The organism is Hymenobacter tenuis (assembly GCF_054780495.1).
This window is the reverse complement of the sequence record NZ_BAAGWF010000001.1, coordinates 1,367,932-1,379,558: the sequence shown is the minus strand read 5'-3', so window position 1 is coordinate 1,379,558 and position 11,627 is coordinate 1,367,932. Positions and strand designations below refer to the sequence as shown.

The 11,627-nt window shown below is 58.2% G+C and carries 12 protein-coding genes; 6 read left to right on the top strand and 6 right to left on the bottom strand.

Annotated elements, in window-relative coordinates; translation table 11 throughout:
- The first annotated feature begins 100 nt into the window (after positions 1 to 100).
- Together ACYVGU_RS05915 and ACYVGU_RS05910 are read left to right on the top strand one after the other, a co-directional pair.
- Positions 101 to 934, top strand: coding sequence for an OmpA family protein (locus ACYVGU_RS05915; protein WP_460621290.1), 834 nt, complete (start codon positions 101 to 103; stop codon positions 932 to 934).
- A 415-nt stretch (positions 935 to 1,349) separates the two neighbouring features.
- Positions 1,350 to 1,583 carry a hypothetical protein gene (locus tag ACYVGU_RS05910; RefSeq protein ID WP_460611973.1) on the top strand — a complete coding sequence of 78 codons (234 nt, stop codon included), beginning with the start codon at positions 1,350 to 1,352 and terminating at the stop codon, positions 1,581 to 1,583.
- A gap of 120 nt (positions 1,584 to 1,703) precedes the next feature.
- Here ACYVGU_RS05910 and ACYVGU_RS05905 read toward each other — a convergent pair whose 3' ends face one another.
- From ACYVGU_RS05905 to ACYVGU_RS05890, 4 genes are all read right to left on the bottom strand, one after another.
- Positions 1,704 to 2,255 carry a 2'-5' RNA ligase family protein gene (locus ACYVGU_RS05905; RefSeq protein WP_460621289.1) on the bottom strand — a complete coding sequence of 184 codons (552 nt, stop codon included), beginning with the start codon at positions 2,253 to 2,255 and terminating at the stop codon, positions 1,704 to 1,706.
- A 163-nt stretch (positions 2,256 to 2,418) separates the two neighbouring features.
- On the bottom strand, positions 2,419 to 3,822 hold the full coding sequence (locus ACYVGU_RS05900; RefSeq protein ID WP_460621288.1) for a zinc-binding metallopeptidase family protein: 1,404 nt from the start codon (positions 3,820 to 3,822) through the stop codon (positions 2,419 to 2,421).
- Positions 3,823 to 3,996: 174 nt separating this feature from the next.
- Complete coding sequence (locus tag ACYVGU_RS05895) at positions 3,997 to 4,578, bottom strand: histidine phosphatase family protein (RefSeq protein ID WP_460621287.1); 582 nt, start codon at positions 4,576 to 4,578, stop codon at positions 3,997 to 3,999.
- Positions 4,579 to 4,626: 48 nt separating this feature from the next.
- Entirely contained in the window at positions 4,627 to 5,622 is a 996-nt protein-coding gene (locus ACYVGU_RS05890; RefSeq protein WP_460621286.1) for a DUF1028 domain-containing protein, read from the bottom strand.
- A gap of 110 nt (positions 5,623 to 5,732) precedes the next feature.
- Here ACYVGU_RS05890 and ACYVGU_RS05885 point away from each other — a divergent pair, with 110 nt between their 5' ends.
- Entirely contained in the window at positions 5,733 to 6,794 is a 1,062-nt protein-coding gene (locus ACYVGU_RS05885; RefSeq protein WP_460621285.1) for an ABC transporter ATP-binding protein, read from the top strand.
- Complete coding sequence (locus tag ACYVGU_RS05880) at positions 6,791 to 8,350, top strand: ABC transporter permease/substrate-binding protein (protein ID WP_460621284.1); 1,560 nt, start codon at positions 6,791 to 6,793, stop codon at positions 8,348 to 8,350. The genes ACYVGU_RS05885 and ACYVGU_RS05880 overlap by 4 nt, the downstream gene beginning before the upstream one ends.
- A 48-nt stretch (positions 8,351 to 8,398) precedes the next feature.
- Here the strand turns inward: ACYVGU_RS05880 and ACYVGU_RS05875 are convergent, their stop codons facing one another.
- On the bottom strand, positions 8,399 to 9,109 hold the full coding sequence (locus ACYVGU_RS05875) for a TIGR04283 family arsenosugar biosynthesis glycosyltransferase (RefSeq protein ID WP_460621283.1): 711 nt from the start codon (positions 9,107 to 9,109) through the stop codon (positions 8,399 to 8,401).
- 200 nt (positions 9,110 to 9,309) lie between these two features.
- A complete protein-coding gene (surE, locus tag ACYVGU_RS05870) occupies positions 9,310 to 10,185 on the bottom strand; it encodes a 5'/3'-nucleotidase SurE (protein ID WP_460621997.1) in 876 nt (291 codons plus the stop codon).
- Positions 10,186 to 10,320: 135 nt separating this feature from the next.
- On the opposite strand from surE, the gene ACYVGU_RS05865 reads away from it, so the two are divergent.
- Positions 10,321 to 11,010, top strand: coding sequence for a hypothetical protein (locus ACYVGU_RS05865; RefSeq protein WP_460621282.1), 690 nt, complete (start codon positions 10,321 to 10,323; stop codon positions 11,008 to 11,010).
- Positions 11,011 to 11,122: 112 nt separating this feature from the next.
- Positions 11,123 to 11,557 carry a DoxX family protein gene (locus ACYVGU_RS05860; protein WP_460611982.1) on the top strand — a complete coding sequence of 145 codons (435 nt, stop codon included), beginning with the start codon at positions 11,123 to 11,125 and terminating at the stop codon, positions 11,555 to 11,557.
- Positions 11,558 to 11,627: the final 70 nt, after the last annotated feature.

The following is an 11,627-nucleotide window of genomic DNA, read 5'->3' as shown; positions in this document are numbered from 1 at the left end:
TGCTTGTTTCTGCCTATGCGGGTTTGCCAGCTAGTACCGTAACTCGCAACGGATGGGCTTCGTTGTACGGGTACTTTACCTTTTGCTTACTATTTTTCACATGAAATATTTTCGATTTTCGCCCGTACTTGCTTCGGTGTGCGGTGTAAGTTTTTTGCTAAGTACCACGGGGTGCGTATCGCAGAAAAAGTACACAGCCTTGCAAACTCAACTGACGGATACTTCCCGCTCCCGGGACCAACTGCAGGCCGAAAAAAATGCTTTGCAAGAGGAAAAGGCGCGCAACGAAGAAACACTGCGCACCAGTTTGCTTACCAAAAACCAGCAGGTAAGTCAATTAAATGCCAGTCTGAGCGGAGCGCAGCAGGAGAACTCGCAACTATCGGCTGATTTGCGCGGCAAAGAACAGCGCATTGCCGATATGCAGCGCATCCTCGACCAGAAAGATGCCGCAGTAAAAGCGCTGCGTAAAAAAGTGGGCGATGCACTTCTAGGATTTAATGCACAGGACCTGCAGGTTAATGTAAAAAACGGAAAAGTGTATGTATCGCTTTCCGAGCAATTGCTATTTAAATCTGGCTCGACGAAAGTAGATCCCAAGGGCCAGGAAGCGCTTAGCAAATTAGCTACCGCGCTTAAAGGCAACCAAGATGTAAATGTGCTGGTAGAGGGCCATACTGATAATGTGCCCATTGCGAAAGGCACCGCCGGCATGCGCGACAACTGGGACCTGAGCGTGTTGCGAGCCACTGAAATCACGCGTATTCTGACGCAGGGTGGGTTGCCAGCTTCCCAGGTAACGCCTTCCGGCCGGGCTGAATATGTTCCGGTTGCACAAAACGATTCGCAAACCAATAAAGCGCTGAATCGCCGCACAGAAATTATTCTGACCCCAAAATTGGATGAACTTTTCCAAATTTTGGAACAGAACTGATCTGATTCTTATTTGGTAGCAAAACGAGCGGCTTTCTGGTTTTCAGAAGGCCGCTCTTGTTTTGTGCAGCATTATAATATGCTGATTGGCAATTAGTAAACCTCTCGATAAATCCTTTAATTAAAGCCGTTATTAACAGGTATTATCACTGCATATCATAGGCGGGTTCTTACCTTAATTCATTTTGTTGTACTTATTTTCATTTATTCTTCAACAAATATGGCATTACTTCGTACCAGAAATAAAAAATACATAGTTGTTGGAAATAAAATCAGTATTGGGTACCTAAGTAGTTTACGAAAACTAGATAGAAAACAAATAATTTTCTATCAACAAGCATTACTGCTTGGTGTACTGAAATATTCCTGCATCTTTGACCAGAATTTCATTTACTAATAAATTAAAATACTAAATCATGGCAACTGCTGACCTAAATAAGCTGCAACAAATTCTGGCGAATGCCGAGGAGAATGATGCAGTTCTAACTCAAATTCGGAAGCAAGTAGTAAAAGTTACTGAGATGATTACGGAGCTGAATGCGATGCTAGAGCCCGGCTATCGGATTGAAAAGAAAGAGCGTAAGCCCCGCGCCGTGAGCGCCACCGGCAAGCGCCCAGGCCGCCCAAAGAAAAACGTAAGCGCTGAGTAATTCTGCGTTCAGTTGTATTAAAAAAGCCTGGCACCCCGCAAGGAGCGCCAGGCTTTTTAGTGCGCGGTTTCCGGTAGAAAAGCTCCTAGTACTCTGCATGGGGTAAAGCAACAGGAGCACCTAGGCAGGTGGCGTTGGCTCGCCTAAACGCACAAGTTCACGCTCCTGCCACACCCGGCCATCGTGCCGGTACAGCACCAGTTCACGCAGCTCCGCGCTGGCTCGGTACGTGCGGCTTGCAAAATCTTGACGCAGCTCCGGAACCATGTTGGGCGGCAAGTCGCGGGTGGCCAGGGTCATGTGGGGTACGAATGGGCGAGTTTCTTTAGGCACCGTGGGCAGATGCACCGCGCACCACCGGTAAAGCGCCGCGTGCAGCTGCTGCAATGGCTCCTGCTCTATTACCCGCACGTACAGGGTACGGTTCTGAAACCAAGCGAAATCATGCAGATGAAGCGGGCAGGCGGCCTGCGTGGCAGCAAAGGTGCGTAAGGCGGCTGCGGCCTGCGCCTCAAACTCGGGCGGTTGGCGCAAGGGTGGCACTAGGGTAATATGCGGAGGCAACCGCGTAGCATTGCGGCTGCCGGTACGCCGCTGCACCTCCTGCTTCAGTTCCCAAACCTCGCTTTTGATGGGTTCGGGGGCTAGCAACGCTACCAGATACAGCTCCATACTGCCGGGGCATCGGGGGCCCATTTGGTGATAGTATACAGAAAGAGCTCCGTTTTACTGAGTCTGCTGGCTTGCGCCAAGACGTTCAGTAAAACGGAGCTCTTTCTGTATACTGCCCGATTCGCGCGTTAGTTGCAAACAGGCTATGCGGCCGTTGGGAGGTTTAGAGACCGTACTTGCTGAGCAGATACACCAAGGCGGCCATGCTCGCGCCGCCTAGTTCCAGCTCGCGGCGGTTCACTTTGTCAAAAGTATCGGCGGCGGTGTGGTGAATATCGAAGTATCGCTGCGAGTCACACTCAAAGCCAATGAGGGCTTTGGCTTGCCCCTTCAACGGGCCGATATCGGTGCCCGCGTGGCCGGGGCCGAATTCGGTGCTGCCGTAAGGCTGGAGCAGCGGCTGCCACTGCTGCACTTTGCGCACGGTGGCGGGGTCGGCCTCAATGTTAAAGCCGCGGGGCGTGAAGCCTCCCCCATCCGATTCAATGGCAGCCAAATGCTTTTCGCCGGCGGCTTTAGCCAGCTCAGCGTATTTGTTGCCGCCGCGCACGCCGTTTTCTTCGTTCATAAACAGTACGGCCCGAATGGTGCGCTCCGGCCGCAGGCCCGAGGCTTTCAGCAAGCGCAATACTTCCATGCTCTGGGTGCAGCCCGTGCCGTCGTCGTGGGCGCCTTGGCCCAAGTCCCAGGAATCGAGGTGGCCGCCAATGGCTATAATCTCATCGGGGTATTTCGAGCCCTTGATTTCGCCCACCACATTGTAGCTTTTCACTTCCGGCAACGTCTGGCAGCTCATTTCCAGCTCCACCGTCAGGTTGTTATCGGCTTTGAGTAGTTGGCTTAGCTCATCGGCGCTGTTGGTGCTGAGGGCGGCGGCGGGCACTTTGGTTACTTGGTCGCTGTAGCTCATCATGCCGGTGTGCGGGAAGTCGTCGTGGGCCAGGGTAAGGCTACGCACGAGGGCACCTACTGCACCTCGCTTAGCAGCCTCCACAGCGCCGCTGCGACGCTGGTCACCGGCTTCGCCGTAGGCCCGGCCGGTTTCTATGTACAGCGGGTTCATGGGGCGGTTGAAGAACACGAGCTTGCCTTTCACTTTTTCGGCGGGCAGCGCGGCCAGCTCTTGCATGCTCTGCACTTCCACTACCTGGGCTTTCAGCTTGCCATTGGTACCAATGGAGCCGCCCAGCGCGCACACGTTCAGGGCTACACCTTTGCCTTTTGAGCCTCTGGCCTGTGCTTTTTCCTTGGCGCCTCGCTCCCAGTGCGGCACCATCACTTCCTGCAGGTATACTCTATCGAGGCCCATTTTTTCCATCACCGATTTGCCCCACTGCACAGCCTGCTCCGCCTGGGGCGAGCCGCTCAGGCGGGCGCCAATACGGCCCGTGAGGTGGCGCAAATTCTCGTAGCTTTCGCCACGGGCCAGAGCCTCGTCATAGATTTTGCGAATAACTACGGAGTCGATTTTGGAGGAGGCAGCGGTTTGGGCCGAGGCCGCCAGCGGAACCGCGGGCAGCAAAGTGGCCGCCAGCCAGAATGCCCGGCGGAAATGAGCAATACGCATAAAAGAAAGGGGAAAGAGGAGTGCTGATAATAGAGGTGAATAGAACCAAAAAGCGCTTCGGGGTTGCAAACAAAACAGGCTACCCTTACTAGGGTGGTGCGGACGCCAAACCGTCATCGGCACAGCTAATCGGATACTAGCGTGTAACCGGCGGGTTTGCCCCACCCTGTATGCCTAGCGCGAGGCCGCCCCGAACCGACGGGCCGTGGCGGTAGGAAGCTTGGTTGCGTCGCGCGGAATTTTTACTTCCAGCAGGTAATCATACTCATTGTCCTTTACCGTGGGCACGGGCCTAGTAGCACCCAGGGCTTCGGCTGTTTCCAGAATGGTGTTGGAATGGCCTACCACCACCACCGTTTGGCCAGAATACTCCTGCCGGATGCGGGCCGCCAGTTCTGGCAGCTGGCGCGCATTGTAGGGCAAAATAGTGAGCTTGCGGGCCGTGGCCAGGGACTCAACGGTACCGCGGGTGCGGGAGGTTTCAGTAGAGAAGACGGCACTAACCGGGCGCTTGCGCAGCACCTGCTGCAGGGCCACGGCGCGCTGCTGGCCGGCCGCTGTCAGGAGCGGATCAGCCAGGCCGGGCGTGAGGTCTTTTTCGCCGTGACGCACAATATAGACGGTGGTATAGGCCTTGGGTTTAGCCTTCTGCTGCCAGGCGGCACACGCACCTCCTACCAGCAACAGCAGCACCGGCAGCAACCACCGCACCTGACGCAAAACCTTCAGACGACAAACCAAAAAATCAGAGTTCATACAACCAGCGCAGCTAGGGAAAAACGAAAAGTAACGGACGAGTGGGGCTTATTTGGCCGCCAGAATTTGCTTCAGTTCAGCCGATGACACCGTGAGCAGGCCCACTTTGGGAAGCCGCTCCGTGAGCGTGCGCCAGTTGGGGTCTTGGCGGAAAACCGGACCGAGTAACTTGATGGCCTGCGGCACCTGCTGCTTATTGGCCAGACTGATAGCGTGCCAGTACTTCATTTCGAGGTTCTGCGGGAACAGCTTTTCGGCCGCGTCATACTCTCGGATGGCGCCCGGCACGTCGTTTTTCTCCACGGCCAGGTCGCCGGCATTCATGTGCTCGTAGGCGCGGTGCAGGCGCAGCAGGCGGGCCAGCTCCTTCAGTGGCTCGGCGGCATCATCTACCCGCAAGTCAATGAGGCGGTCTTCCCAGATGCCGGCGCCGGGCTTGGCCCGCACAATAAGCAGCGCCGCCGACTGCCGCCCCCGGATATCACCGCCCTGCGCCTGCGCAGCATCCAGCGCCGACACTACTCGCTCGGCGAAAGGTAGCTTCGCGTTTTGCTCATAGGCTTTGGCCATGGCAGCCGGCACCGTGTTTTTAAGCATCATGTTGGCCTGCACCGAAAACTGGTTGCCCTGCTGATGCCCGGCCATATCAATGCACTTACTGCCGGTGTGCGTAGCCACGCGGCCCTGGTTATCAATGATGGCCACCTGCCGCACGTCGCGCCCCTCGTCGGTGCTGATCAGCTCATCGAGGGCTTGCTGCGCCGACTTGCCGCTTTTCAGCAAGGCCAGCCCCCTAGGGCCAAAGGATTTGTTGGTGAAAGACTGAGTAGCCACGGCGCCTACCCCGGCCTCGGCCCAGCTTACACTGGTTCCTACTGAAAACCAATGGCTTTGTACGGCCACGGCCAGGTCGCCGGTTTGCGGGTCGCGGGCCACAATGCTGTAGGTATGCGCCAGTGGGTCAGAGGTGGTGTACACCTGAGCGGCGGCAGAATAGGTCAGGCCCGAGAAGGCCACGGTCAGGAAGAGCAGGATTCGTTTCATCAGGCAAAGGGGTGGTTGGAATGGCAAGTTACACGGGTTCGGGGTTGAGGCTGCATGGCAAGCTAGCCGTAGGCCGGCAGAAGTTAGCGCTTCGGCGTTACCTTGCCCCCATGACCCATGCGCCTCCCCGAATTCTGGCCCGCCGCCTCAGCAAGCAATACGGCTCCCACCGCGTGGTACACGAGGTATCGTTTGAGCTCCAGGCCAGCGAAACGCTGGTGTTGCTGGGCCCCAGCGGCTGCGGCAAGACTACCCTGCTGCGCATGCTAAACCGCTTGGTGGAGCCGGATAGCGGTACAGTGCACGTGAACGGCCACGACGTACGCAGCATGCGCCCCGAGGAGCTGCGGCGCGGCATGGGCTACGTCATTCAGCAAGTGGGTTTGTTGCCACACTACACCGTGGCCGAAAACATAGGGGTGGTGCCTCGTCTGCTGGGCCAGGATGCGGCTCAGATTGAAGCCCGCACTGAGGAGCTTCTTACTCGCCTGCAATTGCCACCGGCGCGCTTTGCCGGTCAGTATCCGCATCAGCTTTCCGGCGGGCAGCAGCAACGCGTGGGGCTGGCCCGGGCCTTGGCCGCCGACCCGCCCATTGTGCTGCTCGATGAGCCTTTTGGGGCCCTTGATCCTATCACCCGCACGGGCATCCGAAGGGAGTTCCGGGAGCTGCCGGAGCTTCAGCAAAAAACCGTGGTGCTGGTTACCCACGATGTACAGGAAGCCTTCGAGTTAGCCGACCAGATTCTGCTGCTCGATGCGGGACGGGTTCAGCAATTGGGCACCCCTAGGGAACTGCTGTTCCGGCCCGCCAATAACTTCGTGCGGCGCTTCTTTGAAGCCGAGCGACTTACCCTGCAGCTGCACACCATCCGGCTCTCTGACGTATTGACAGATCTAGTAAATGGGACTGACGTTTCTTTTATAAGAGACTCTTTATCAGACTACAGACCGGTAAAACCTACTGTATCAGTTCATACACTACTGGAGCTGCTTAACTCAGTAACCTCCTCATTAGCTCCGGCAGCACCTCCTGAAAATGGTACACCGCCGGAGCCGCAACTGGGAATCCGACTAGCCTCCTCTGACGGCCAAATCCTCTCGATTGGGCTTACTTATTCTTCCCTGATGGCTGCCTTCGGACGAGCCGTCCAACGCCTTTCTGTAGCATGACAATGTGGTCGGAGCTTCTTGCTTTCTGGTACGCCCAAGCCGATAAACTAGGGCAGCAAACGCTCCAGCACATCGGCCTGACGGCCGCCTCCTTGGTGCTGGGGGTGCTGGTAGGCGTGCCGCTCGGGCTGGTGCTTTCGCGGAGGCCGCGGCTGGCGCCGTGGGTGCTGGGCGGAGCCGGTATTCTGCAAACTATTCCAAGCATTGCGCTGCTGGGCTTCCTGATTCCGGCCCTGGGCATCGGACCGGGACCCGCTATTCTGGCGTTGTTTCTCTACTCTTTGCTTCCTATTATCCGCAATACCCTCACCGGAATCAGGGGTGTAGATGCGGCGGTAGTGGATGCAGCTCGGGGGCTGGGCCTGACGGACGGACAGGTGTTGCGGCGTGTAGAATTGCCCCTTGCGTTGCCGGTGCTGCTGGCCGGAATCCGGACGGCGGCGGTTATCAATGTGGGAGTGGCTACGCTGGCCGCTTACATTGCCGCCGGGGGACTAGGCGAATTTATTTTCGGCGGCATTGCCCTTAATAATTCCGCCATGATTCTGGCCGGCGCCATTCCGGCGGCGCTGCTGGCATTGGGGTTTGACGCTGGCCTGGCCGCCATCCAACGGCTTTCGGGCCGCAAGCTGATGCGGGCCGGCCGGGCCCTAGCGGTGGCTCTACCCCTGCTCACGGGCCTGTACCTGCTGCCCCGCGCCTCTAGTAAGCTGCTGGCCGGGTTCAGCCCCGAGTTTGTGGGGCGCTCCGATGGGCTGCCGGGCCTGCGCCGCATCTATGGGTTGCAGCCCGCCTCCGTGGTGCTGGCCCCCGCGCTGGTATACGAAGCGGCCCGCCACGGCGACGTTGATCTGATTGACGGCTACTCCACCGATGGCCGGATCAAGGCCTACGACCTGCAAGTACTGCGCGACGACCGCCACGCTTTCCCGCCCTACCAGGCGGCGCCTGTTATTCGGGAGCAGGTGCTGAGCCAGCACCCGGAGCTAGGAGCGGCACTTAGCCGGCTCGCCGGGCAGCTTTCTGACTCGGTGATGACGGAGCTAAATTACCGGGTTGACTTTCGCCACGAAACGCCCCGCGCCGTGGCCCAGGATTTTCTGCGGCAGCGCGGGTTGTGGCACGAGCCCCAGCCCGCTACCGGCGCCACTATTCGGCTCGGCTCCAAGATATTTGGTGAGCAGTACATACTTATTGAATTGTACACGGCCTTGATTCGGGGGTATACTGCGCTAGGCGTAGAAGCTAAAACCGGATTGGGCGGCACCGTAATTTGCGCGGAGGCATTGCGTACGGGCTCCATCGATATGTATCCGGAATACACCGGCACCGGCCTGCTGGTGGTGTTGCAGCCCTCACCCGCCACCCTCGATTCCCTGGGGCCCAACCCAGAGGCGGTGCTGCGGTATGTGCGGCAGGAGTACCGGCGCCGCTACCACCTAGAGTGGCTGGCCCCGCTGGGCTTCAACAACACCTATGCTTTGCTGATGCGCCGCCAGCAGGCCAGGCAGCTCGGCATTGCCACCGTATCGGAACTCAGCGCCTTACTGAAATAAGGCTGCTGGCTTAGTGGCACACGCTGTGAGCGCGCAGCTTCCCTGCTGTCAGATTTTGTCTTGGTGGATGAGGCGCCTGTAGATGCTCACCAGCTTGGGTTGCGATACGCCCGCCCAATGCAGCAGGGCAATAAGTGTAAACACTGCCTGCAGCCTAAACACGCCGTTTTCTAGGTACTTGCGGGCCGAGGTAGTTACGGCATGCGGCACCACCCGGAACTCGCCGGCCCGGCGCAGGCGACGCACAATTTCCTGGTCTTCCATCACGACCAGATCCTCGCGGTAGCCGCCGGCTTGTTCAAATACCTCGCGCTTCACGAACAGGCTTTGGTCGCCGAACCGAATGACATCCACATCGAAGCGGGTAAACCATGCGTTCAGGCGCAAAAACCAATGTCCATGATCAAAGCGCAATCGAAAGCAGCCGCTACAAGCGCCTGTTTCCAGCGCCGCTTGAATGTGAGCCAGAAACCCAGCCGGCGGCACCGTATCGGCGTGCAGAAAATATAACACCTGCCCCCGTGCGGCCCTAGCCCCCTGATTGAGCTGAACTGCCCGTCCCCGGTTGGGACACTCTACCACCCTAGCGCCGGCAGCCCGAGCCAGGTTGGCGGTTCCGTCGGGGCTAGTAGCATCCGCCACAAGCAGTTCCACCGTATCGTCTGCCTCCCTGCGCAACTGTTGGAGCAAGCCGGTGATGCCCGCCGCTTCCTGGTAGGTAGGAATGATGATGCTGAGAAATGGAGAACCGGAAGCCAAAGCAGAAACGGCAGATGAAGCTGCAAGAACCATTATTTTCTAATTTCAAGCCAGCCTCTCACCTCAGTAGCTGGTGGTCAGGTAGCTTTCCGGCGGGTAATCCTACCCTTTTTTCAGGGCCAGATGCGGCAGGGCTTCACACCAAAAGGCCCGACTACGCAGTGAGTGTAGTCGGGCCTTGGGGCGGTTTAGCGCTTTGGTTAGCCTAGTCCCTCTGCCGACTCGCCGGGGCCTGGTTGGGCGCTGCCCAGGTGTGGCGCATCTGGGGCGTGGCCGGCCTTGGTAGGGCTCAGGTCCCAGGAGGCGTTCATTTCGCGCAGGCCATACAGCGCCGTCAGATCATACTGGCAGGGCACAATGGAAATATAGTTCTGCGACAACGCATACTCATCGGTATCCTGGCCCTGGTCCTGGTTCACAAAGTTGCCAATCAGCCAGTAATAAGGCCGGTTGTAGGGGTCATGGCGCAAGTCAAACTCTTCCTGCCACTTGGCGCGGGCCTGGCGGCACAAGCGTGCACCTGCTATGGGCTGCGCCGATTTCTTGGGAATGTTAATGTTGAGCGCCACGCCTTCCGGAATTCCATGCGCCAATGCTTGCCGGCAGAGGTGCTCCACCCACTCTTCTACGTGCGAAAAATCGGCGCCGTGGCCGTAGTCGCAGAGGGAAAAGCCGATGGCGGGAAGGCCTTCAATAGCTGCCTCAATAGCCGCCGACATGGTACCGGAATACAGCACATTCACGGAGGAATTGGAGCCATGATTGATGCCAGAAACCACCAGATCGGGGCGGCGGTCTTTAAGCACGTGGTGCTTGGCCAGCTTCACGCAGTCGGCGGGGGTGCCGCTGCATTCATAGGCTTCAATGCCTTCAAAGAGTGTACTAGGGTCGAGGCGCAGGGAAGTACCAATGGTAATGGCATGCCCCATTCCCGACTGCGGCGAGTTAGGTGCTACCACCACTACTTCGCCAATGCGGCGCATGACGCGCACCAGGGTAGCAATGCCGGGAGCGGTAATGCCGTCGTCGTTGGAAATAAGAATAAGCGGTTTGGAAGCTTCAGCAGACACAGGCAGTAAAGTTGAGTGAAGTAAACAACGCCGCAAAAGTAAGCACCACATTGGGGCGAGCACGGGCGCAGCTCAGGTAGGTAACGCCGCTGCCCCCGGCCGGGTTTTCAACTACTCCCTGTTGTGCTTCGTATAGAGGCCATGCTACAGCGTTTTCTACCCGTTTACACGTTCCTGATGGCTAGCACCGTGGTGGGCTCGCTCACTGGCTGCGACACCAAAACCACCGGTGCAGGCGCGGGCACCGAAACGCCTCCTTTTGTGCCGCAGGCCGGCAAAACGGCACCCACCGCCTCCCCGATAACGCAAAGCGCCAGCCTCCCCAACAGCCCGACCGGAGCGCCTACCCCCGACTCCTTGCACCTGCTGAGCCCAGGGCGCGCCGGGCGGTTGCGCCTAGGCATGCGCGAAGCCAAAATCAAGCAAGTAGTGCCGGCGCAGCTATTACGCGCCACTACCTATCAGGACAAAGGCCAGACGCTGCCCGCCTACGAGATGCGCGACGCTCAGAAGCCCGACGCGCCGCCCACCATCCTGCATCTTATCGGCGACTCTGTAAACGGTTTTGTCCTGCGCCGCATCCGCATCTATGACCCGCAATACCGCACGGCGGAAGGCATTGGTGTGGGCTCGCCGTTCGGGGCCGCCCGCCAGAATCTGGGCCTAACGAAGGTACGCAACACGCCGGCGGGCTTTGCCGCAGTGTCCGGCGAGGTGCAAATGGCCTGGGTAGTCGACCCCAAGTCGTTGCCGGCCAAGCACCCCGAGGAGATGAGCTCCGCCGACATTCCGCCCGCGGCTCGTATCACGGGGGTATTACTTTACCGGTAGCTGCTGGTGAGGGGATGTTGCATTGCGCCACAAATATTGTACTTTGGCAACGCCGGATGTATTCAGATACATCCATATTGTTGAACCTACATGCCCCGGCCCGCTCCCGCCTATGGCCCTGTTTGAAAACCGTTACCGAACCCACGATTTAGGGCTACTGCTTCTCCGCGTGGGAATCGGCATTATGTTTACCATTCATGGCTACCCCAAGCTCATTGGCGGGCCGGAAGCCTGGACCCAAGTAGGCGGGGCCATGAAAATAGTAGGCATCAACTTCGCGCCAGCATTCTGGGGGTTTCTGGCGGCCGCGGCGGAGGCCGTGGGCGGGCAGTTAATTGCCGTAGGGCTGTTTTTCCGGTTTGCTTGCGGTTTGCTGCTGGCCACCATGATTATGGCCACCATCATGCATCTGCACAGCGGCGACAATTTCAATGCGTACTCGCACGCGCTGGAAGCCGCTTTCCTGTTCCTGGGCCTAGCTTTTGCCGGCCCCGGCCGCTACAGCCTCGACCAAATGCTGTTTCCGGCCCCGCGCCGCCTGTACTAACCGCTGCCGGTAACAGCCGGCTTTGCTATTTCATCCTGAGCAGTCGGCGCTTTTTTGCGGCGCACATGCT